The following is a 23,580-nucleotide window of genomic DNA, read 5'->3' as shown; positions in this document are numbered from 1 at the left end:
GGATATGAATTCAGAGCAACATTCTGCTATCGTCTAAGAGGGTTACTACTGCAAGCTGTTGCGGTTTTACAAAAAGTGCTCTATGGAAGGGGGCTGAAGTGGCCAGAGAAGAAGGCACTCAGGTGATAGCCCAAAACCGTAGGGCTCGTCATGATTACGTGATTGAAGATCAGTATGAGGCTGGCATTGCCTTAACAGGTACTGAAGTTAAGTCCCTGCGTGAGGGCCGGGCGTCCCTTGCCGAGGCCTTCGTTTCGATCGATCGGGCAGGTGAGGTTTGGCTTGAGGGTGCAAATATTCCTGAGTATTTGAACGGTACTTGGAATAATCATGCTCCCAAACGTAAGCGTAAGTTATTGTTACACGCCAAGCAGATTGGCAAATTAAGCAGACAAACTGAGGCTAAGGGCTATACGATTGTGCCTCTGAGTTTGTATTTCAAAGATGGCAGGGTCAAGGCTTCCATCGCTTTGGCCAGAGGTAAACATGAGTATGACAAGCGACAAGCTTTAAAAGAGGAACAAGATAAGCGCGAAGCTCAGAGGGCTATGCGATACAAGAACTTACATGGATAAGTGTTGACTGTTCTCAAGCTGCACCCGGACGCTTGTTAATAGCGTCATTAGAGCTTGCTGTATTCCTGTCTTACGTACATGAAATGTTTACGACTTGCATAGTTGTTCATTTCTTGAAGACAGCGAGCTGGATCATCTCCATATGTTTGAACTGCACTGATTATTGGGTTAAAAACATGGGGCACTATAACCGTATACAGATACGGCATTACCCACAACAATACCTAGTGTATGCCGGAGTGGCATACCTATGCAGGTCAAAAACTGGAAGACGAATGGTTCGGCAGAGGATAGTGATAGGTAATCAGCACTGGTCAGAGGCCTGCCTGAATGAGTATAGTGTCGCTGACTAGATTCGTCCTGTGCATATCATCAAAACAACCCAACTAGGACCGCAACTTCTGATGGTAGTTTAATTCTTAGAAGACAACTGTTTCCATGGACTGCGACTATCAGCACAGCGACTACATTCCGTCTCTGTGTTGCAAGATATACCAGGGTACAAGTTCCACAAACAGCTATTCTCGAGAGGCTGCATGAAAGATTAAGACTGTCACTGTTCGTGAATTTCACAGGTAGTCTCAGCCTACTGTGAGTGTCACCAGACCTCAGTTTATGGATGGTATATGATGCTGGTAGCAGCCAAGGTGGCTTTGTGGCATGAATCAGGAGTTGAAATCTAAGAGTAGACGAGCAGAAGTATGTAGAAATTTCGGCAAGAGGTACGCTTGCAGTACAACTTTGGCAGCATGCGGCATAGTATAGATACTTATGTGTGGAATTGTTGGATATGCTTCATTGACGAATACTGCCTGTGCCAAACCTCTTGAGGTCTGCCTACAAGGACTTGAACGGTTAGAATATCGTGGCTACGACTCAGCAGGTGTGGCTCTTGTTGCACCTGGTATGGGGAAAGTTGCTTGGCGTAAGAAGGCGGGCCGGCTCAATAACCTTGTCCACAGTATTGAGTCCCAACCTATGCCCGAAGCTACAGTCGGTATAGGCCATACCCGTTGGGCCACTAACGGCGAACCTAATGACGTGAACGCACATCCTCATATCAGCCAAGACGAGAAAATCGCTGTTATTCACAACGGAATTATTGAAAATGCGGCTCAGCTCAAATTCGACCTGCAAGCTGAAGGCTATACGTTCGTATCTAATACAGACACTGAAGTTGTGGCCAAATTGGCAGGTAAAGTCGCTGATACCATCATAGCGGAAACCGGCAAACCTGATCTTTTTGAAGCTATTCGCCGCACTGCCCGAATGCTTACTGGAGCTTTCACTATTCTTGCAGTAGATGTGCGTCAACCAGGAATTGTGGTGGGAATACGACATGATTCACCACTGGTGGTTGGACTAGGTGAGCATGAGAATTTCTTGGGCTCCGATTTAGCAGCTTTTGTAGCTCATACCAAGCAGGCTATGGAGTTGGGGCAGGATGAGGCCGTTTGTATCAGCGGAGAATCAATTGAAGTTACTGATTTTGATGGCAATCCTGTTACAGATTCACACCGTTTCACCATTAATTGGGATGCTTCTTCTGCCCAAAAAGGTGGTTGGGACTCCTTCATGGATAAAGAGATTCACGAGGATCCGACGGCCGTCGCTGACACCTTACTTGGTCGTTTCAATCCTAACGGCGATTTGAACTTGGATGAAGTCCACATTGAGCCTGAAGTGTTCCGGCAAATAGATAAAATTATCATAGTCGCTTGTGGAACCGCTTCGTATGCGGGTTTCGTTGCCAAGTATGCCATTGAACACTGGGTGCGCATTCCAGTAGAAGTAGAACTAGCTCATGAATTCCGTTATAGGGACCCAATTTTGACACCTCGTACACTTGTGGTTGCCATCTCTCAGTCTGGAGAGACGATGGACACCCTCATGGCCCTGAGGCATGCTCGTGAGCAAGGTTCACGTGTTTTGGCAATATGTAATACCCAGGGATCTTCTATTCCCCGTGAATCTGATGCCGTTTTGTATACACATGCGGGCCCGGAAATTGCAGTGGCTTCAACCAAGGCTTTTGTCTCACAGGTTGTAGCAGCATACCTGCTTGGTTTATATCTTGCACAAGTCAAAGGAACTATGTTCCGTGACGAAATTCATCAGGTAGTGGAATCCTTAAAGGATATGCCGCGTAAAATCCAATGGGTGTTAGATACACAAACTCAAACGATCGCACGCGCTGCAAAGAGCCTTATTACTGCTAAATCTTTCCTCTTCTTAGGAAGGCATGTGGGTTATCCAGTTGCTCTGGAAGGTGCTTTAAAACTGAAAGAGATTGCCTATACTTTCACTGAAGGCTTTGCAGCTGGTGAGCTTAAGCATGGCCCTATTGCCCTGGTCGAAGAGGGTGAGCCAATCGTGGTAATCGTACCGAGTTCTCGTGGTAGGGACTTACTGCATAACAAGGTGATCTCATCTATTGAAGAAGTAAAAGCACGTGGTGCTTTTGTTATTGCTGTGGCAGAAGAAGGTGACCCGGATGTTGACCGCTATGCAGATGTAGTCTTCTGGCGCCCAACATGCCCCACACTCATGAGTCCGCTGGTTGATGTTGTACCTTTGCAACTGTTTGCTTTGGAAATGGCAAAAGATAAGGGTCTTGATGTAGATAAACCTAGAAACTTGGCTAAATCTGTAACGGTAGAGTAGGCCTCGTTGTGTCGTTCAAGCGCCATCGGTGGGTGACAAGCGAGCCTGACATACCCTTTGAGCTTTCTGTCATCTATGAAGACGAGCACATTATTGTGGTTGATAAGCCCCATTTCTTGCCAACTACTCCCAGGGGAATGTGGTATCAAAGCACAGCTTTGATGCGTTTACGGATGCGTTTTGGGGAAGCGCAAATCACGCCAGCTCATCGCCTGGATCGGTCTACGGCAGGAGTTTTGATTTTTGTCCGCGAGCCATCTGCTCGAGGGGCCTATCAGATGCTCTTTCAAAATAAGAGAGTGGACAAGATATATGAGTGTTTGGCTCCTGCATGTCCCACATCCGTGCCACAGTACGGAACTGTCACTAAACTGAATCCGCCAGCGCCTTTCCCTGTAAGGAGATGTTCTCGAATTGAGAAGCAGCAGGGACGGATTCAGGCTTTTGAGTTGCCTGGAACAACCAATGCAACAACAACTGTCTGTTTAGATCACTTCGGTGGACTGTATAGACCATCTAAAGCTTATGGTTGTAACAGTAATAGGTTGTACCGGCCATATCAGTTGTACCCCAAAACTGGTAAAACTCACCAGCTGAGAGTTCACATGGCCTCTCTCGGGCTTCCAATACTCGGAGATGATCTGTACCCGATAGTTCGTCAGCAGCCTAGTGATGACTTTAGTCAGCCACTGCAGTTGGTTGCTCGAAATCTCAGCTTCAGGGATCCGTATACGGGACAGCGTATGGTGTTTACTTCTAGAATTCCTTTAACTTGTTAGTGTAGTGAATGGGGGAGTTCTTGTTTTCCCTCATGTACTGGGTGCGGGATGCTGGTTGAGCTCGTACATGATTGCCATTCCCTTGAACATGAGGTCGGGATCGTACGAATCGATCAGGTCTGTTTCGTCTGCGAACATTCGTCCCAAGCCACCAGTGGCAATTACCTGAAAATCGTCTGTAATTTCTTTTCGGAATTGAAGGATAATGCGTTCGAAGCCACCTAGGAAATTGTAGTAGAGGCCTGCTTGCATGGCGTCTTTCGTGTTGGTAGTAATAATTGTGCGTGGTTTTGCTAGCTCAACCTCGGGAAGCTGAGCGGTTTGAGACCATAGGGCGGCAGAACCAGCATTGATGCCTACGGTAATCAAACCAGAGCAAATTGCGCCTTGGGGATCTATGTAATTGCAAGTCGTTGCCGTACCAAAATCAGCTACAACAACGGATCCCCCGTACGTGGCGTAGGCTCCTACACAGTCAGCTAAACAGTCAGCCCCCAACGATTTGGGATCGTCAAGACGGATGTTGATCCCTGTTTTAATACCAGGACCAATAATGACTGGTTCGACTTTCATATAATCCTGTATGGCAGAACGGAGTGAGTGTAAGACCTTTGGAACAACCGATGCAATAATCGCGCCATGAATATCATGTGCCTGGTAGGGGCTCATGCGTAGGAAGTCGTTGAGAATCAGCCCATATTCATCTGTGCTTCGTTCTGGATGGGTGCCAATTCGGTAGGTGGAGCAGACTTGTTCTCCTTCCATGAAACTAATAACTATATTGGTATTGCCTATATCAACCGCTAGTAGCATACTGTCCTCCTCATGTATCTCCCGAGAATCATTCTAGCGGCTGTAGGTCTACCACAGGTCGGTTTAGAGGTCTACACTGATGGGAGGTGGTCGACCCTAATGGCGGCCAACCAAACCATGAGGTGATTCTACATGAGTAGTTCAAAATTGAAGACAGATGTGCAGGAAGGTACCGTCCGTCATGAGGATACGACTGCAGGTCCGAGCACTGATCCCGTGCTGAATCAGCGTCTCAAAGCACCGCGTAAGGGCAATCCCTTACCTTGGCAGCTAGTATCTGCTCTCTTAGCAGTCGTCCTCATTGCTGTGCTATGGGCTGGACGATCTTACCAGCAGCCGACAGCAGGAGTAACCGCTGGGATAAGCAAGAGTGTGAGTATAGGTTTCAGACTGGCGCCTGCTAATTTGGATATTCGTAATCAGTCAGGTGCTGCATTAGACCAAGCGTTAATCGGTAATGTGTATGAGGGACTGGTGTCGAGGGATCAGACCAACCGTGTTATGCCATCCTTGGCTAATAGTTGGGAAATTAGTGAAGATGCTACGACTTATACTTTTCATCTGAATCCGAACCTTACCTTTTCAAATGGTGACAAGCTAGATGCAGAGGATGTTGCTTGGTCCATCAATCAGCTTATGGAACACCATTATCATGATGCAGACCAATTACAAAACTTCCAGTCAGTGAAAGCTATCGATAAGGACCATGTACAACTGCAACTCACAGCTCCCTATGCCAATATCCTGTGGGTTCTCACTGGTAGAGCCGGTTTAGTATTTGACCGTAAGGCTCAGTACGATCCTAAAACACAGGCAGTAGGTTCAGGTCCGTATACTGTCGAGAGTTTTACGCCTAATAGTTCCTTAGTTCTGAAGGCAAACACTCGTTATTGGGGTCGCCAGCACAGGGCAAAAACTGAAACTCTACATCTACGATATTTTGCTGACGATAATGCAGCAGTCAATGCTTTGAAATCTCAAGATATACAAGTCCTAGCTCCAATAACCGCCAATCTTGCCGCACCGTTTACAAAGGATACTGAGCACTATTCTGTTCATTCGGGCGCTGGCAGTGATAAGTACGTTCTAGCGTTTAATAATAAAGGTTCAAAAACTAGTGACATGCGAGTGCGGCAGGCAATTCGTTATGCCATTAACCATCAAGACCTTATCGATTCGCGTGGTGGGGTTGATCAACCCATGGGCGGACCTATACCTAGCGTAGATCCGGGATATCGAGATATAACCAATTTGTATCCTCATAATCCTGAGCGGGCTAAGCGACTTATGGCACAAGTGGGGTATACGCCCGATAAGCCATTGACACTTCGGCTGACGTATCCAAATACATATGGTACTGAGCTGGGGGATCAACTGCGATCCCAGCTCAAACCTATAGGAATTAATTTGCAGCTACAAGTAGTTGAATTTTCTACCTGGATGCAGGACGTTTACACAAATCATAATTATGACCTATCTTTAGTGGATCATTCTGAGAGTCATGATTTTTCGCAATGGACCAATCCTAACTATTACTATGGCTATGATAGTAAGGTAGTTCGCGATCTGTATGCTAAGGCTATGGCAGCCCGAAAGGCAGAAGACACTGACCATTACCTTGCGCAAGCTGCCCAGCAAGTCAGTCAAGATGCGCCTGCTGACTGGCTCTTTAACTACAGAATTACCACCGTGACTCTCACGGGATTGCGGGGGTTTCCTCTTAATTTAAATCAGACTCTGTTGAATGCTTGGAAAATAAGCTACTCGCCTGATAAGCCAAAAACATCAGGTCCGGCTGCTCGAGCCCTGTACGACAGACCGAAGTGGCGAAGTTCCGACCACGCTACCTTCTTGCAATACACTATTGCGGGCTGAGTGGGGGGGATTATGCGTTACCTTGTTCGCAGAATCGTGCTCTTTATTCTGGCATTGTGGGCTATTTCCATTCTTATCTTTGCGTCCCTACGCATCTTGCCTGGAGATATAGCAACTGTGATGGCTGGAATTAACTCCTCACCGGAGCAAGTAGCTGGACTGCGCCTGCGGTTGGGTTTAAATCGGCCGTTGCCAGCTCAGTATGGGTCTTGGTTGAAGGATCTAGTACACGGTGACTTTGGATTTTCAATGTTGACTGGCCGTTCCATTTCTGAGCAGGTGGCAGCACGGGCGTCAGTGACCTTTCCTTTGGTTGGTTTAGGTATCGTTCTGGCTCTTGTAATTGGTCTGACGATGGGATGTTTGGCCGTTATGGCACGCAGCACCCGTTTGCGTTCCTTCTGCCATATGCTTGCTCTTGTAGCGGGGTCTATACCAGTACTGTGGGGAGGGCTGTTGCTCATTCTATTATTTTCTCGTGGCACAGGACTCATACAGATTTTCCCCTCACAAGGTTTTCCTGACACAGGTTGGCGTAGGCCTGCTGAGGCATTGCAAACAATGGCACTACCTGCTGCAACATTAGGTCTTGTGGTGGGGGCTAGTATCACTCGTTACACCCGGTCTGCACTCAATGACATAGCTGGATCGGGTTGGATTGATATGGCTAGATCGTGTGGCATGACCCGCAACCAGGCTTTGATGCGTGTTGGTCTACGCCTTACCTTACCTCAGCTTGTTTCTGTGGTAGGGCTTACCTTTGCTGAAATGATAACTGGTGCAATGGTGGTTGAAAACTTGTTTGCTTTGCCGGGACTAGGTTCAGGGCTAATTACGGACATCGGCAACAGAGACCTCATTGCGGTCCAAAGTGAACTCTTTATGTTGGCAGCTTTCTTTTTGGTGATAGGCCTTATCGTAGACCTGTTGCACCGACTTCTGGATCCTCGCCTCAAAGAATCTACTGTGACGGGTCGTGGTCGTTCATGAAACATCGTGAAACAATAACAATAAAGGCAAGTTGTACTTTCAGAAATTGCTTCATTCGCACCGTTAAGCGTTTGCGCCTCCTAGGAGCAGCGATGTGGTCTACGGTAGAGGGACGTTTTGCTTTGAGTATCTTATTGGTGTGGGTGTTCATGGCCGTACTCTCGTTGGTGTGGACCCCTCAGCCTTTGTGGGCAACAGACGGTCAACAAGTCTGGCAGAAGCCATCGCATAATCATTGGTTGGGCACAGATGGCACGGGAGCAGATGTATTCAGCTGGTTAATGGCTGGTTCAGCTACTAACTTACTTATTTGCCTGTTAACTGTTGCATGTGCGGCAGCGCTAGGAATTTTGTTGATTGCGGCAACTGTGTCAAGGTCCGCACTGGTAGCCAATACTTCTATAGTCCTTGTGGATGCGCTTATCTCAATTCCGACAGTACTTATTGCTCTTATTTTGGCAGTTCCATTGGGGGCATCAGTAGTGGTTATTGTGTTGGCATGTGGCCTAGGTTATGGTCTCAATTTGGCTCGAGTTGCGCGCCCTCAAGCTCTCTTAGCTGCCAGGTCTGATTATGTTATAGCAGCTCAAGTCTCTGGTGCTAGTGCTGGGCGTATTTTAGTTAGCCATATTTTGCCAAACATTATGCCGGTGGTAGCTGTTCAACTCTCTTTATCTGCTGGTAGCTCAGTGTTGGCTGAGTCTGGATTGACTTACCTGGGGGTGGGTGTGTCTTCAGGTGTGCCTTCCTGGGGCCATTCGTTGGCAACCTCAGTGAAACTGATCAATGTATACCCGTTGACAGCCTTATGGCCCGGTCTGTTGGTGACGCTAGTGGTGTTGAGCCTCAATCTTTTTGGAGACTCCATAGGAGACGCCATCGATCCCCAGTCAAATTCCGCTTTGAGAGAGGCTGCATGATGAGCTTAGTAGTGGAGGGGCTTTCCGTCGAAATATCTGGACGTCAGATCGTGCGTAATGTCAGCTTCCAGGTAGCTGACGGTGAGCGTGTGGGACTGATAGGTTCCTCTGGTTCAGGTAAGTCGATGATTACTAAAGCAATATTAGGTTTACTTCCTGAGCAGGCTACGGTGAACGGTTCTATCCGTCTTTTTGGCGAAGAACTTGTTGGTATTGGTGAAGAGAAAATGGCTGATCTCCGTGGTTCTTACATGGGTGCCATCTTCCAAAATCCTTCTGATTCATTGAATCCTGTTTTGACTGTCGCCCAGCAGGTGTCACTGCCGCTACGTCTGCATTACCGGCTCAGCAAGGGACAGCGCCAGCAGCGGGTTGAGTCTATGCTAGATGAGGTGGGATTGGATGGGCACGTTGCAGGCAAGTATCCTAGCCAGCTTTCTGGAGGACAGCAACAGCGGGTGGCTATTGCTACAGCACTCGTTACTTCACCAAAAGTAATCATCGCTGATGAGCCTACAACTGCCTTAGATGCAATTACGCAGCGTTCTATTATTGATCTTCTTACCTGTCTAGTAGATCGTTCTGGAGCTTCCCTGCTCTTTGTTACTCACGATTTTGCTGTCCTATCCCGTGTATGCCAGCGTTCCTATGTTATTGACCATGGTGATGTCATCGAGGGTGGTAACACACAAGTGCTATTACAGCAACCTCAGGAATCTGTAACGAAAGAGCTTGTGAAAGCAGCTCGTACGCTTACTCTGCATGTGAGTAATCATGGACAGTAGAGAGGGAGGTACAGTGAGCCAACATCGAGTTCCTCTTTTACGAGCGCAAACAATCAGCAAATTCTACGGTCGTGGACACCAGCGTCGGCAGGTACTGGACCAGGTTTCTCTCGCACTGTATGAAGGTAGCTGTCTAGCAATTGTGGGTGGTTCTGGTTCAGGTAAATCTACACTTGTTCGGATTTTACTTGGATTGGAAGCAAGCGAAGGTACTGTCACCTACAGGGGTAAAGCTGTAGAAGGGCGACATAGTTTGGGATATCAGGCTCTGCGCAGTGAGGCAGGATTAATCTTCCAGAATCCATTTACTTCGCTAGATCCTCGATGGAGCGCTTTACGTTCCGTTAGTGAGCCATTGCGTATACACGCCAAGCGTTTAGCGCTTTCTGATGAGCAGATTCAGCAGCGATCACTAGCAGCCATGGAAGCAGTGGGATTAGATGCGCAAGACTTCGCAGGACGTTTTCCCCGAGATTGTTCTGGAGGTCAAGCTCAACGAATTGCTGTAGCACGGGCAATAGTGACTCGTCCTCGACTACTGCTGGCTGACGAGCCAATGTCATCCTTAGATGTTTCTGCTCGTCAGGATCTTATAGCTACCTTTCAGAAGTTACGTCAGGACAATCCACGAACAGCTTTGATATTGGTTTCCCATGATTTGGGTGTAGTTCAGCATATGGCTGATCGCATTCTCGTGCTCCATAATGGGAGAGTTCAGGAAGAAGGGACAACGAATCAGGTACTGAGTCATCCTACTAGTGCCTATACACGTGCTCTGCTTGAGGCTGTGAGTCAATGAGACCGATGTCAAGGTACTTAGAGTATTCACGCGCGTCGCTTATATGGTGTATTTCTGGATGTACAAGCACATAGACTGGTGAACTATGACAGGTATGGAACAGGCACTTTCTGCCCTCAAGCAATACTTCGGTTATGATGCTTTCCGTCCCGGGCAAGCAAGTTTGGTTCAGGCTATTTTGGAAGGCCGGGACTGCTTGGGAGTCATGCCGACAGGTGCTGGTAAATCTATTTGCTACCAAATACCTGCCATAGTTTCCAAAGGACTAACAGTTGTTATTTCGCCCTTGGTTTCACTGATGCGTGATCAGGTTGACAGTCTGGAAGAGGCTGGTATACATGCTGGTTTTGTGAACTCTACTCAAAGTGCTGACGAACAGGCGCTAACCTTGGCGCAGGCTCGCCAGGGGGAATATAAACTGTTATATGTGGCACCGGAGCGACTAGAGACACCTAGGTTCGTTACTTTTGCGCAGCAGGTCAACATTGAACTCTTGGCAATAGATGAAGCCCATTGTGTTTCTCAGTGGGGACAAGATTTTCGGCCTGCTTATCTGGGAATTGGTGATTTTATAGATCAGTTGTCACACCGTCCCAAGGTCGCAGCTTTTACTGCCACAGCTACAGAGCATGTGCGGCGTGACATTGTTGCCATGCTTCGTTTGCGAGATCCTTATCTGGCTGTTACAGGTTTTGACCGACCCAATCTCTTTTTTGATGTCGTCAAGCTGGAAACCAGGGATAAAAACCGTTGGGTCTGCAAGTATATTCAAGACCATAAGAGCGAGTCAGGGATCGTCTATTGTGCTACGCGTAAGGAAACAGAGGAGCTCTGTGAGATGCTCAACCGCCATGGTATTACAGCTTGCAATTATCATGGCGGTCTGGCTCCGCTGCAAAGAGACAAGGCGCAGGATCAATTTGTCAATGATGATGTTCAAGTAGTCGTTGCAACAAATGCTTTTGGCATGGGCATTGATAAATCAAATGTGCGTTTCGTTATCCATCACAATATGCCTGAGTCTATTGAGGCATACTATCAAGAGGCAGGTCGCGCAGGTAGAGATGGAGAAAATGCTCGGTGCACCCTCCTGTGGAACGAATCTGATATCGTGACACGTCGGCGTCTGCTAGATATGGACTCAGGGAATGACCGTCTGACCACCCAGCAAAGTGAACTTGTAAAAGCCAGCCATCGTCAACTTTTGCAGACCATGATTGGTTACTGTAGGACAACATCTTGCTTGCACGAATATATGCTCCATTATTTTGGGCAAGACCTTGGCCAAGCATCCTTAGGTCTATCTCCTGCTGTTCCTAATGAAGATATGGTCTGTGACAGCAATGACGGTGGTGAAGAAGTATCAAAAAGTTGTAAAACCTGTTCTAATTGTCTGTCGACTTTTGCCACTATAGATGTTTCGCGGATGGCCCGCACTATTTCTCGGTGTGTTCACGATGTCCATCAAGCTTTTGGTGCTGGGAAAATTGTTCAAATTCTGTTGGGATCGCAATCGAAAGACATACTCGATCGTCATCTAGACAAGTGTCCTTCATATGGTGCCCTGCAAGGTGAGCATGCAGCACGGGTACGTGATGTTCTTAATCAGATGGCTGCCGATGGGTACTTGACTATTACTGAGGGACGCTTACCGTTGGTGCAGTTTGGTCCTAAAGCAGCTCAAACTGTTCGTGGTGACTTTCATTATGAAATCAAGCAGGTTCAGCGAAAGCGACTTACTGTCACTGATAGGGGTGCCAAATCTGACCTCACTTCGGTGCAGGCGAGTCGAGAAGATGAAAGCCTTTTCCAAACCCTACGTCAGGTTCGGGCATCGATAGCGCGTAGGATAGGAAAACCTCCGTACATTGTCTTCTCTGATAAGTCTTTGCGTGATATGTGTAGGCTCCGTCCCAAGGACGATGAAGCCTTCATGCAAGTTTCAGGTGTGGGAGAACATAAATTAGATCTCTATGGGCAGGAGTTTATGGAGGCAATTCGAAAGTTTGCCTGATAGGGAATAGAGAATTCTATAGGCGAATGGGCATAGAATGAAAGCAAGTAAGGCAGGCATACGAAAGGAAATGATTATGGCAGATAAACCGTTAGTTGAAAGTTTTGAATTAGACCATACTAAGGTCAAAGCTCCATATGTACGTTTGATTGATGAAGAGAAAGGTCCACAGGGAGACATTATCTCGAATTACGATGTGCGTTTGGTTCAACCAAACGAGAATGCTATACCTACAGCTGGTCTGCATACTATTGAACATACGATAGCTGTTCTGCTGCGAGAACGCATTCCGGGGTATATTGACTGCTCTCCATTTGGATGTAGGACAGGTTTCCACCTACTTGCCTGGGGCCGTCACTCAACTGAGGAGGTTGCTAAGGCTGTAAAGGAGTCTCTAGAGTTTATTGCTAATGAGGCAACCTGGGATGATGTACCAGGTACGCAGATAGAGTCCTGTGGTAATTACAGGGATCATTCGCTGTTCTCGGCCAAGCAGTGGAGTAAAGACATTGTGGAAGCTGGAATCTCTTCTGACCCATATGAACGCAAAATTGTGTGAGTAGGACAACTTCTTAACGGTTGCTAGTTAAGAAGGTCGTTTATCTGGCGGGGCTGGTCCAAGTGTGTTCTAGCCCCCCGCATGTATACAGTTCAAATTGGTAGAGTTCATTTGGCTTGCCAGGCAATGAAGTCTGACTGTAATTCGTCAACTGATCTATTATTCCCAAGTTCGCCCAGTGCGGACGTGTCTTGTATTGTCAGGTCACCCGTTAAACTCTTTTCTCGGCCCAGTTTATAACTCTAAAGCTGGCCGAGATGATTCGTAAAGAGAAAAGAGGGTTATATGCAGTACAGCAACCCTGGGCAGCGGTGGCTACGTCACGCTACCGTGGAAGATATTCCAGCAATTGAAAAAGTCTTTGCTCATGCCAGGCAAGTCATGGCTGAAGGAGGTAACCCTCGTCAGTGGGGGACTAAATACCCATACCCTGAGATGATCGCAGCTGACGTTCGCAATGGCAACACGTATCTTTTGGTTGACAATGCTGGAGAAACACCAGATGCTACTAACGGCACCTTTGAAGCTCCAGAGCTGGAAGAAGTTCGCGGTGACCACGAGCGCATCATCGGTTTGTTCTCACTGTTTGATGGTGAAGATCCTGCTTATGGTGACATTAACGGTGCTTGGCTGGATAATGACCCATACATGACTATCCACCGGGTAGCCTCTTCGGGGTTGGGTAAAAGAGCGGCTAGCGACATCATCTCATGGTGTATGCGCCACTATCACAATGTTCGGATTGACACAGGTCCCAACAATTTTGCTATGCAACATATTTTGGAGACCCACCATTTTATTCGCTGCGGTACCATTGGTGTGCTTGATAATCAAAATCCGGACATGGATGAAAGCAGACTTGCATACCATAGGCATGATCATTAAACAAGTAGCATGACCAATACGTGCTGGTTCCGTTAGAGTATCAGCGTAACCGGCATGTTGTAACTTGCTTTGCAGCACAATGACAGGATGAGTCTAAACGCTGCTCCTCAATGGGATTTTTCTTCAGATGCCGGTAAACGGAACTATGATCGGGCGTTACGTTTGTACCCCGGACAGGTAGTTGTTGACCTAGCAGCGCTTAAAAGCAATATGGAAACGCTAGTTACAGCTGTCACTTCTTCTGTGGGTAAGACTGAAGTAATGGGTGTTATCAAGGCCGATGGTTATGGGCATGGAGCGCTAGCTGCTGCGCTCGCAGCACTGGCTGGAGGTGCTACTTGGTTGGGTTCTGCTCAAGCACGTGAAGCACTCATGGTCCGTAGAGCCGGTATTGGTCCAGAGCGTTGCCGCATGCTGGTTTGGATGTATAACGCTCATTCGGCTCCGATTGAGGAGCTCATTGCTCAGGATATCGATATATCAGTGGGCTCTCTCGCTGATATTCATGGGGTAGTCCGGGCGGCAGATGCGTTGGGTCGACCTGCCCGCATTCACGTCGAGGTCGAAACAGGCTTTGGCCGTAATGGTTTCACTGAATCTTGTTTCGATCAGGCTCTTGCTGTACTTAAGGATGCTGCTGCCCGTGGAAATGTCCAGGTTGTGGGTTTATGGAGCCATTTTGCAGTTGCAGACATGCCATTGGTTAAGGAATTCGTGGAATCTACTGACCGGCAAATAGCTGTTTTTGAAGAATTTACAGCTCGTATGCGGCGTGCGGGTTTTGAACCTGAGATTCGCCACCTGGCCAATACAGCCGCTACCTTGACTAGGTCTGATGTCCACTATGAGCTGGTTCGTCCCGGGATTGGTTTGTATGGTTATGAGCCCGATCCAGCTATGGGCGATTGTACAATGTACGGTTTGAAACCAGCTATGACTGTACAAGCTCAACTTGGAACTATTAAGGATTTGCCAGCGGGACATGGAATTTCGTACGGACGTACCTATCTTACGCAAAGTGCTACATCTAGCGCCATTATGCCATTAGGCTATGGGGACGGTATCCATCGATCCGCATCAGGCTTCGATAGTGCTGGTGCTACTGGTCGCACCCATCCAGGTGGTCCAGTGCGTCTGATGACCAAGCAGGGTCCGAAACTAGTGCGGGTTTCGGGAAGAGTTTGTATGGATCAATGCGTGTTGGATTTGCATGCCATGGCTTCCGACTTAGGGGTTCAGGAAGGCGATACTGTTGTCCTATTCGGCCCTGGTAGAGGAGAGGAGTTTGCTGAGCCAACAGCCGACGATTGGGCTAGGTCTGCTGAAACCATTAGCTATGAGATCTTTACCTGCCTACGTAACCGTATTCCACGGCTCTACTTGCACGCTCCTCAAGTACTTTCGGCCGACGACCTGAGCTTGCTTGATCCTGCCAGTATCCTCTAGTTCAATCAGACTAAGGTCCGCTGGAGCTTGAGTAACTGTCGTTTGTGTCACTTTCTGCTACAAGATAGCATTGCATGCTTGCAATCGTGACAAGAACGTGATGAGATAAAAGTATGACAACATATCAAGGTAAAGAACCGAACAATATTGCGTACACAGCTGTAGCTCAAATCACGGGTGGACGTAACGGTCACGCTGATAGTCGCGAGCCAGACCTCTCCCTAGATTTAGATACTCCGGTTGCTATGGGTGGCAAGGGGCAAGGAACCAACCCTGAGCAGTTATTTGCCATTGGATGGGGTGCCTGCTTCCAAGGTGCGATGGGGCTTGCTGGTAAGGAGCTACGTGTAGCAGCTACAAAACTGGCTCAAAGTAAGGTGAGGACTCATATATCTTTAGGTGATGAAGGTGAGTCATTCGGGATCAAGGCGAAAATAGAAGTTTACTTGCCAGGTATTGATCCTGAGACCGCTCAACAGTTGGTTGAACGTACTCAAGAGCTTTGCCCATACTCAAAGGCAACTCAAGGTAACGTTCCCACGGAGTTAGTTCTGGTAGATTCTATGGAGTAATACGGTATTGTGGTCAGTGCAGGTGCTTTGCTGCGGGCTTCCGTAAAGTCACCTGTATAGCCGCCGGTAAACAGCTCTCAGGAAGGGGTAGTTTTGATCACTACTGAAGATGGCGAGCAGGTTTTACTGGCTGAAGGCTACCATGAGGCCGATGAAGAACGATGGGCTCTGGAACCTCCTAAGTCTCAGTCTCGCACGGCCTTCGAACGTGATAGGGCCCGGTTAGTGCATTCTTCAGCCTTAAGAAGGCTTGGAGCTAAAACGCAAATTCTCATTGCGGGATCTGATGATTTTGCACGTACAAGGCTGACTCACACTCTCGAGGTGGCTCAGATTGGCCGGCAGATTGGGGTAATGCTTGGTTGTGACCCAGATGTGGTTGATTGCGCCTGCTTGGCCCATGATCTGGGGCATCCACCATTTGGGCATAATGGTGAACGAGCCTTAGCAAAGATAGCTACGGATATCGGCGGTTTTGAAGGCAATGCTCAGACTATGCGTTTGTTGACCCGTCTAGAGCCTAAAGTATTTCGTGCTGATGGACGTTCGGCTGGTGTTAATCTGACTAGGGCTGCCCTAGATGCAGCTGTAAAATATCCGTGGACCTTGGGAGAAGCCCAGCAGCACGACAAAGGCGAACGTACGCTCAAATATTGTGTCTATCCGGATGACGAAGAAGTTTTCAAATGGCTCAAGCAGGGTGCGCCCAGTAAGCAGACACCTATGGAATGTCAGGTCATGGATCTTTCAGATGATATTGCTTACTCAGTGCATGATGTCGAGGATGCTATTGTCGGTGGTTCTTTCAATCCGATAGTTCTAACAGATCCAAGAATAGTGGATGCTGTTGTCAGTGCAACTCGTTTATGGTACGGACAGCAGTGGGATCCTGACCTCCTGGTGGCTGCACTTGATCGGCTCAAACCCCAATTGCCTTCTCATTTCAACGGTTCTCGACGAGCACTGGCACAGTTGAAAAATATAACTAGTGCCCTGATAGGACGATTTGCTGATTCTGTGGAATCAGCTACACGCGAGCGCTTCGGGCAAGGGCCATTAACTCGGTATTCAGCTTCGGTCATCATCCCTGAAGAAACTTCATATGAGATCATAGCGCTCAAAGGTATAGCGGTGTACTTCGTTATGGTTCCGCGTGAGCGTGAACCGTTCCATGAAGAACAACTCAAAATCATTAGCGATCTTGTAGATGTAATGATGTCTGACTCACCGCGGCCATGTGATGCTTTAGAAACAGTCTTTTTAGAGGACTGGTATCAGGCATCTAATGATAACGAACGGTTGAGGGTGGCAATAGACCAAGTAGCAAGTCTTACTGACGGATCGGCCATGGCTCTGCACTCGCTTATGTGTGCTTGAAGAATCATACGTTTATGATGAGATTGAATGACGACTTCGGTGCCCGCAGGTAGGCTGGTGACTTATGCAGGGCATGATTAAGAAGGAAGACATCGAGAAGGTTCGAGCGACGGCAGATCTGTATGACATCGTCTCAGCAACTGTTACCTTAAAAGCTTCTGGTTCGGGTACCTATATGGGATTGTGTCCATTCCACGATGAAAAGTCGCCTTCTTTTTCGGTGAGGCCAGCATTAGGTGTCTGGCATTGCTTTGGCTGTGGCTTAGGTGGTGATGTCTTTGACTATGTGGAAAAGACAGAGAACGTTGAATTTGGCGATGCTATCGAGATTCTGGCAGATAAATACCATATTGAACTTCATTATGACTCTTCACGCCCTTCACAGCGTCAGGGTTCTCAGCGTGCACGGCTGCTGGAAGCCAATGAAGAAGCGCAGCGGTATTTTGCCTCTCAAATCATGACTAAAGAAGCGTTGGCGGCTCGTAAACTGCTGGCTGGTCGTAATTTTTCTCAGGCTGACTGTGCTTATTTTGGTTGTGGCTACGCTCCTCGTGGCTGGGATAACTTAGTAAGGTATCTGTCTTCTAAAGGGTTTACTCAGCAAGAAATGCTCGATGCTGGTCTGGCTCGACGTGGACAACGCGGGGTTTATGACTACTTTAGAGGTAGAGCAACGTGGCCGATTAGAGATTCATCTGGGCGGACCTTAGGATTTGGCGCTCGCCGCCTCTATGAAGATGACAGTATAACTGCCAAATACTTAAATACTCCTGATACGGCTCTTTACCACAAGAATCAGGTCTTGTACGGTATTGACCATGCCAAAAAAGCTATTGTAAACAAGCGTCAGGTGGTTATCGTTGAAGGGTATACCGATGTTATGGCATGCCACCTCGCAGGAGTTGATACCGCCGTTGCTACCTGCGGCACAGCTTTTGGTGAAGAGCATGCTAAAATTGTTCGCCGCCTTATTTCAGATGATGCTCTAGGGGGACTGCAGCTTGTTGGTCCCGTGAAGGGTTCCCGGGTGGTCTTTACCTTTGACGGTGATGCAGCCGGACAAAAGGCTGCTTTACATGCATTCGGTTTAGACGGTAGTTTTCTGACCCAAACATTTGTTGCCGTAGCTCAAGATAATTTAGATCCCTGTGAGTTGCGAATACAGCAGGGGGATGAAGCAGTTCGAGCCCTTGTTCAGTCCGCAACCCCTTTGTATGAATTCGTTATTGATACCGCTGTAGACATGTTTGATACTCAGTATACGACAGGACAGATGGGGGCCGTTAAAGCTGTAGCTCCCGTTATTGCGCAGATTCGTGATCGGTCACTAGTCGATATGTATACCCGCAAAACTGCCCGTCGAATAGGGGTTGACCTCGATATACTAGCCTCTCAGGTACGCCAAGCCAGAAGAAGCATGCATGTTCGTGATGAAGATGCATATGCTCCTCGACGTCGGGTTTTTGCAGATAGTCGTGAGTCAGCGGACAAGACCGCTTCGGGCGATCCTGGTGCTCGACGGCAGCTGCAAGCCTTAGACGCTGAGCGGCAGGGGTATTACCATATCAATGATGCCGTCTTTATTTGTGAACAACAATTTTTGGGGCTTTTGATACAAAGTCCTCGAGCTATCGATAAAACCTTTTTCGACCAGTTGGATAATAGTAATTTTGATGTTCCTATTTTTCGTTCGCTCTTTCAAGCAGTCCAAGCTGCAGGTGGCATACCAGCTGATAATGTGCCGCAAGGCTTGTGGATGCACAATCTTACTAAGGCAGCTGGGCCACTGTTTGAATCAGCTATTAACGAATTAGCTGTAATGCCCTTGCCTCTGCCACAGTCAGAACAGGAGCAGCATGCTTCTAATGTTCAATATGGGGCAGGGGATCGAAGTCAGCAAGAGAAGGACTCAAACACGCAAGCAACCAATGCGGCTGAAATTCAATTGAGACCAGCAACAGCAGATGAGAAACAGTATGCTACAGAATTGTTGGTTCGCTTACTTGACGCAGGATATATGCGTAAAATTGCTGCCAGTAAACGACAGATGAACAGATTGCCGGACGGGCAGGATAAATTTGACCTCTTGGGGCAGATTACTCAGTTTGAGGCAGCTCGTAAAAATCTTCAAGATCAAATATATAATAATGCCGTATGATCTTGGGCCTAGCTCTGTTCTATACAGACCATACTTCCTCTTAGGATATGGAGTATGGCAAACGATTACGGCAAAGACTCTGCAATACTACCCAAAGCTGTGTTTTGGGATATGGATGGAACAATTATTGATTCTGAGCCTTACTGGCATGCCAGCGAGGTTGAAGTTGCGCGTAATCATGGTGGTCAATGGAGTGAACAATTAGGTTGGCAGTTTTCTGGTTCGCCAATCATCGATGCAGCGAAAGCTATGTGTGCCAGGGGTGCTGACGCACCAGCTGAACGTATTGCGCAAGAAATCATTGAAGGTGTGGCTCGAAGAGAGCAGGAACGTATACCTTGGATCGAAGGAGTGGTTGAACTTCTTGAGTCGTTACAAGAAGCTGGTGTGCCTTCATTGTTGGTTACTTCTTCGCCGCGAAATGTGGCACAAGCTGTTGTGGAGCAGGCCCCTCAAGGTGTCTTTATGGCCTATATCTGTGGAGATGATGGGTTGGCGATGAAGCCTGATCCTGCTCCTTACATACATGCAGCTGCCTTAGCAGGGATCAATCCCGGAGATGTGGCTGCATGTGTTGCTATAGAAGATAGTATAACTGGTCTCACATCAGCTGCTGCTTCTGGGGCAACTACACTTGCCTTCACAGGCTCTAACCCTAAAGATACTTCAGCTGGACCTCAGTTCGCATCTATTGATTCGTACTTGGGTGTAACAGCTCAGACTCTGGGTGCCTACGTGGCAAGCCGCAGGTCTCTCACATTCACTGAATAATGTGATTTCTCATAGTTCCTTCCTTTGTATGATGATTGATGACCCAATTATTGTGACAGCTAGTGTCAATGCTGAGACACCAATATATGGCCATAGTTGTTTTATAGGAATGATGGAGAAAGCAACGTTCAGTCCAACTGTTACAAAGTCAATGTACTTGAGCCAGGACCAGTGAGCATATACCGTTAACATGGATATTGCTACAGGCCAGATTACTATCAGAACAACTGAAACTATACTAGAGCCAGTACTTACCAGCATGATAATTCCTATGCTGAATATGACGGACATGAAGAAGGCAATAGCTAAGGTCATGATTATTGTATCGGCTATGAGATTGTCCCAACTTTCGCCGGCTTCTCGGCCGGCCGAAAGGCTTGAGAGTAGGGAAGTTGCGTAGTATACGAGCGTTAGTGCTAATAAATCAATCAACAGTACACAATATTTCGCCCCTATAAACTGAAGGCGAGAAATGCCTGAGAGTAGGGTGTTCTTATAAGTTTGTTGAGAAAACTCATAACCGATCACAATGATGAAGAGAGCTATGAAGGCATAGGGTAGGATACTGGTAGACATCGTCACTGCCTTAAGGCCAGACAGGACGGACCATGGTGAGTGGCTCAGAGTATCTAACTGCTTGGCTTTATTGTCGTCTGTGACCATGATCCCCCCAACCTGTTGAGTTAGGGTCAAGAAAAGACTAAAGGCAATAGTGAAAACAAGCAGTATATAAAAACCAACTGTGTGGAACTGCCTATACAAGTCGGCTCTCATTTGGTTAATCATTGATGGTCTCCTTGCTGTTCTGACCTTCTATGAGGTTCAGGTAGTATCTCTCTAACGAACCTTCTTGCTGTCTAAAATCACTGACTAGTACTCCGCCTTGTATGAGAAGAGAGTTGATCTGACTTGGATCTAGACTTTCATTTCGGATGAGTATGCTGTGCTTGTTGGTAACTTCGAATGGACCCACACCTGCTTGGTCCATAATTTGTGTTGCTAAGGGTGTATTATCTACAGTGACCACATAACCTGCTTTGTTTGCTGTGTCCAGTTCATTCTTGGTTAACTCTTTCACCATTGTGCCTCGGTGGATAATGCCAAAACGGGTGGAAACTTGATACAGTTCAGTAAGAATGTGGCTAGAAATAAGAATGGTTGTTTCTAGTTCTTCGTTTAAGCGTTTTAATAAGTTGCGAAATTCCATCATTCCTGAAGGATCAAGTCCATTGATCGGTTCATCAAGGATGAGAAAATCGGGGTGATGAAGAATAGATAAGGCTAATCCGAGGCGCTGGCGTTGACCAAGAGAAAGATGCTTTGCTTGCGTTTTACGCTTCTCGTTCAGCCCTACAAAATCTATGGCCTGATCAATGTATGAAGAGCCAGACAAACCATGCTGAATGGCAGACAGTTTCAAATTCTGCTCAACACTCAGTTTCTCGAACGCAACAGGGCTCTCGATGATAGCGCCAATTCTACGTAAAGCCTGTTGATGAGAGCCTACGCGTTCTCCAAGAAGGGTTATTGTTCCCTTTTGCATAGGTGATAGACCAGTAATAAGCTTCATAAGAGTGGTTTTGCCGGCACCATTTTCTCCGATAAGACCATAAATATCTCCGCGGCGGATGTTGAGATTGAAATGTCTCAGGGCTTTGAATGTACCAAACTGTTTGCTCACGTCACGAATATCAAGCACTGCTTGCTCCATGAGGTATCCTTTCTGTTTGCTTTCACCCACCACCCTACGGTAGACAATCAGGATAAAGCTCTTGTATAAGAAACTCTTAAGAAATACTAAAGTTAGCGAATGTGTGAACCATCAACGATAGAATGCCATATAAAGAGGTTGACAAACGGAGGGCAAAGAAGCTATGGCTACTATTTTGGTTGTAGAAGACCACCAAGATATACGGGACTTGCTGACTACCGTATTAAACGTCGACTATGAAGTTCGACAAGCCACAAACGGTTCCGAGGCTATAGCGATGTTCACAGAACAGGAACCAGATTTAGTGCTCTTAGATGTAATGCTTCCTCATGTAACAGGAGAAAGTGTGCTCTCTTGGATAAGGAAGATTTCTTCAGTCCCTGTGATAGTACTTACTGCTATTCAAGACAAAACGAGTACGGTTGAGTTCCTTACAAAAGGTGCGAATGATTATGTCACCAAACCTTTTGATATCGATGAACTGCTGGCTCGCATTGGAGTGCAGCTGAGAGAGCAGTGCCCAAAGCTGTCTGACAAAAACACAACTATGCACGTTGGAGACTTAAGTATAGATTTGGCTACTTATAAAGTTCGTATGGAAGACAAAGAGATCAGTTTGGCAAAGAAGGAGTTTGCTCTTCTATCTGTATTGATGAAACGACCGCATCAAGTGTTCGACAAAGCAAGTCTATATGAAGCGGTTTGGGAACAACCCTACATTAACGCAGAAAATACCCTGAATGTTCATTTGAGTAATTTACGAACGAAATTGAATGAATTAGTGGGTGAATCTCGTTATGTTATTTCGGTCTGGGGGATAGGGGTACGCCTTGTGTAACAGCACTGCCTGGGATGACTTGAAGGTTGGTGTGCGATGATATTAGCAGTATTGCTCATTGCTGTACTATTGGTGACGCTTGTAGTGTTGTCAGTTTTCCTCGCGCTTACTGTGTCTGATATGGCACGTATGAGTAAGGATTTGGAATATATTCATCAGCATGATACTAAAGCAATGGTAACGGTCAATTCAGGATTACCTCTAACTCGCCGCTGTGTAACTGCTATTAATGAGAATCTCTTGCGCAACCGTCGAGTGAGAGAGCAAGAGTTCAGTCGGGAATTACGAATTCGACAGATGTTAACCAATGTGACGCATGATATAAAGACTCCACTGACTGTTGCAAGAGGTTATGTGCAGCTGCTCGATAAACAAGTTGACAGTGACATACGCCAGTACTGCCAGAAAGCGGCTTCTAGCTTAGATTCGGTTGATTATTACTTGCAGTACCTCATGGATTTCAATCTTTTGCATGAAAAAACTGAGAGCTTAACCTTGAGTCAAGTCAATCTTTCCCTTCTTGTGCAAGAAGATTTATTTACAGCCTTTGATCAGTTGCAAAGCAAAGTCCTTAAAGTGGATCCCAACATTGAGATGAATATTAGCATTCTTAGTGATGAAACACTGCTTCATAGAATTATGCAAAACCTAGTGGGGAACTGGTTGAAATATGCGGTTCGAACAGCTCAGGTACACCTTTATCAGAAAGACGACGGTTTTGTGGAACTAGTCTTTTCTAACGAGACTGACCAGCCATACGTTCAAGCGCGCCAGTTGGGACAACGTTTTCAGAACACGAGGAATGGCCAAGTAGTGAAAGACAGTTCTGGATTAGGTTTACATATAGTGCAAGGGTTGGTAGATGCTCTTGGAGGGCAGTTGTGCTTACGTACGAAGCCTGGATTCTTTGAAGTTATCGTGCGTCTCAGTAATTTATTGCACCACACTTCATAAATCTGTTCAACACTATACAGGAGCGTCATCTGTAATTATTTAACACTGACCAATTCCTCCATGTGGGAGATGTGTTTTGTTTGCTGATTTGACCT

General features: G+C 47.0%; 21 protein-coding genes. 18 read left to right on the top strand and 3 right to left on the bottom strand.

Features of this window, described 5'->3' with window-relative positions; genetic code table 11:
- Positions 1–98: 98 nt before the first annotated feature.
- The 3 genes from smpB (at position 99) to BOCO_RS03430 (ending at position 4,018) form a co-directional block, all read left to right on the top strand.
- On the top strand, positions 99–575 hold the full coding sequence (gene smpB / locus BOCO_RS03440; RefSeq protein ID WP_094722685.1) for an SsrA-binding protein SmpB: 477 nt from the start codon (positions 99–101) through the stop codon (positions 573–575).
- A 771-nt stretch (positions 576–1,346) separates the two neighbouring features.
- Positions 1,347–3,239 carry a glutamine--fructose-6-phosphate transaminase (isomerizing) gene (gene glmS / locus BOCO_RS03435; protein ID WP_094722684.1) on the top strand — a complete coding sequence of 631 codons (1,893 nt, stop codon included), beginning with the start codon at positions 1,347–1,349 and terminating at the stop codon, positions 3,237–3,239.
- A gap of 32 nt (positions 3,240–3,271) precedes the next feature.
- On the top strand, positions 3,272–4,018 hold the full coding sequence (locus tag BOCO_RS03430; protein ID WP_094722943.1) for a pseudouridine synthase: 747 nt from the start codon (positions 3,272–3,274) through the stop codon (positions 4,016–4,018).
- A 30-nt stretch (positions 4,019–4,048) separates the two neighbouring features.
- Here BOCO_RS03430 and BOCO_RS03425 read toward each other — a convergent pair whose 3' ends face one another.
- Entirely contained in the window at positions 4,049–4,831 is a 783-nt protein-coding gene (locus BOCO_RS03425; RefSeq protein ID WP_094722683.1) for a type III pantothenate kinase, read from the bottom strand.
- Between the two features lie 132 nt (positions 4,832–4,963).
- Between BOCO_RS03425 and BOCO_RS03420 the strand changes: the two genes are divergently transcribed.
- The 13 genes from BOCO_RS03420 to BOCO_RS03360 all read left to right on the top strand — a co-directional run bounded on the left by BOCO_RS03420 (position 4,964) and on the right by BOCO_RS03360 (position 19,982).
- Complete coding sequence (locus BOCO_RS03420) at positions 4,964–6,706, top strand: ABC transporter substrate-binding protein (protein WP_094722682.1); 1,743 nt, start codon at positions 4,964–4,966, stop codon at positions 6,704–6,706.
- 12 nt (positions 6,707–6,718) lie between these two features.
- The gene (locus tag BOCO_RS03415; protein ID WP_094722681.1) at positions 6,719–7,696 is read left to right on the top strand and encodes an ABC transporter permease; all 978 of its coding nucleotides are present in this window, start codon (positions 6,719–6,721) and stop codon (positions 7,694–7,696) included.
- 92 nt (positions 7,697–7,788) lie between these two features.
- Positions 7,789–8,616, top strand: coding sequence for an ABC transporter permease (locus BOCO_RS03410; RefSeq protein ID WP_094722680.1), 828 nt, complete (start codon positions 7,789–7,791; stop codon positions 8,614–8,616).
- Positions 8,616–9,401, top strand: a complete 786-nt coding sequence (locus tag BOCO_RS03405) for an ABC transporter ATP-binding protein (RefSeq protein WP_094722942.1) — start codon at positions 8,616–8,618, stop codon at positions 9,399–9,401. Before BOCO_RS03410 ends, BOCO_RS03405 begins: the two co-directional genes overlap by 1 nt.
- Before the next feature lie 13 nt (positions 9,402–9,414).
- Positions 9,415–10,200: an ABC transporter ATP-binding protein gene (locus tag BOCO_RS03400; protein WP_211278677.1), complete on the top strand. Its 786-nt coding sequence runs from the start codon at positions 9,415–9,417 to the stop codon at positions 10,198–10,200.
- Between the two features lie 85 nt (positions 10,201–10,285).
- Entirely contained in the window at positions 10,286–12,214 is a 1,929-nt protein-coding gene (locus BOCO_RS03395) for a RecQ family ATP-dependent DNA helicase (RefSeq protein WP_094722678.1), read from the top strand.
- Positions 12,215–12,290: 76 nt separating this feature from the next.
- A complete protein-coding gene (locus BOCO_RS03390; protein WP_420835391.1) occupies positions 12,291–12,773 on the top strand; it encodes an S-ribosylhomocysteine lyase in 483 nt (160 codons plus the stop codon).
- A 285-nt stretch (positions 12,774–13,058) separates the two neighbouring features.
- Entirely contained in the window at positions 13,059–13,658 is a 600-nt protein-coding gene (locus BOCO_RS03385; protein ID WP_094722677.1) for a hypothetical protein, read from the top strand.
- An 87-nt stretch (positions 13,659–13,745) separates the two neighbouring features.
- A complete protein-coding gene (alr, locus tag BOCO_RS03380) occupies positions 13,746–15,104 on the top strand; it encodes an alanine racemase (protein WP_094722676.1) in 1,359 nt (452 codons plus the stop codon).
- A 113-nt stretch (positions 15,105–15,217) separates the two neighbouring features.
- Complete coding sequence (locus BOCO_RS03375; protein WP_094722675.1) at positions 15,218–15,676, top strand: Ohr family peroxiredoxin; 459 nt, start codon at positions 15,218–15,220, stop codon at positions 15,674–15,676.
- A gap of 93 nt (positions 15,677–15,769) precedes the next feature.
- Positions 15,770–17,053, top strand: a complete 1,284-nt coding sequence (locus tag BOCO_RS03370; RefSeq protein ID WP_094722674.1) for a deoxyguanosinetriphosphate triphosphohydrolase — start codon at positions 15,770–15,772, stop codon at positions 17,051–17,053.
- A 64-nt stretch (positions 17,054–17,117) separates the two neighbouring features.
- Positions 17,118–19,211 (top strand): DNA primase, encoded by a 2,094-nt coding sequence (gene dnaG, locus BOCO_RS03365; protein ID WP_094722673.1) that lies wholly within the window; start codon positions 17,118–17,120, stop codon positions 19,209–19,211.
- Positions 19,212–19,265: 54 nt separating this feature from the next.
- Positions 19,266–19,982 carry an HAD family hydrolase gene (locus BOCO_RS03360; protein WP_094722672.1) on the top strand — a complete coding sequence of 239 codons (717 nt, stop codon included), beginning with the start codon at positions 19,266–19,268 and terminating at the stop codon, positions 19,980–19,982.
- A gap of 9 nt (positions 19,983–19,991) precedes the next feature.
- Here BOCO_RS03360 and BOCO_RS07380 read toward each other — a convergent pair whose 3' ends face one another.
- Both BOCO_RS07380 and BOCO_RS03350 read right to left on the bottom strand, forming a co-directional pair.
- Positions 19,992–20,768 carry an ABC transporter permease gene (locus tag BOCO_RS07380; protein ID WP_148140051.1) on the bottom strand — a complete coding sequence of 259 codons (777 nt, stop codon included), beginning with the start codon at positions 20,766–20,768 and terminating at the stop codon, positions 19,992–19,994.
- Positions 20,761–21,693 (bottom strand): ABC transporter ATP-binding protein, encoded by a 933-nt coding sequence (locus BOCO_RS03350; protein ID WP_094722671.1) that lies wholly within the window; start codon positions 21,691–21,693, stop codon positions 20,761–20,763. Before BOCO_RS03350 ends, BOCO_RS07380 begins: the two co-directional genes overlap by 8 nt.
- 163 nt (positions 21,694–21,856) lie before the next feature.
- Between BOCO_RS03350 and BOCO_RS03345 the strand changes: the two genes are divergently transcribed.
- Both BOCO_RS03345 and BOCO_RS03340 read left to right on the top strand, forming a co-directional pair.
- Positions 21,857–22,531, top strand: coding sequence for a response regulator transcription factor (locus BOCO_RS03345; protein ID WP_094722670.1), 675 nt, complete (start codon positions 21,857–21,859; stop codon positions 22,529–22,531).
- Positions 22,532–22,567: 36 nt separating this feature from the next.
- Complete coding sequence (locus tag BOCO_RS03340) at positions 22,568–23,485, top strand: sensor histidine kinase (protein ID WP_094722669.1); 918 nt, start codon at positions 22,568–22,570, stop codon at positions 23,483–23,485.
- Positions 23,486–23,580: the final 95 nt, after the last annotated feature.

Source organism: Bombiscardovia coagulans (assembly GCF_002259585.1).
Lineage (GTDB): Bacteria > Actinomycetota > Actinomycetes > Actinomycetales > Bifidobacteriaceae > Bombiscardovia > Bombiscardovia coagulans.
This window is presented reverse-complemented; position numbering and strand designations above follow the sequence as displayed.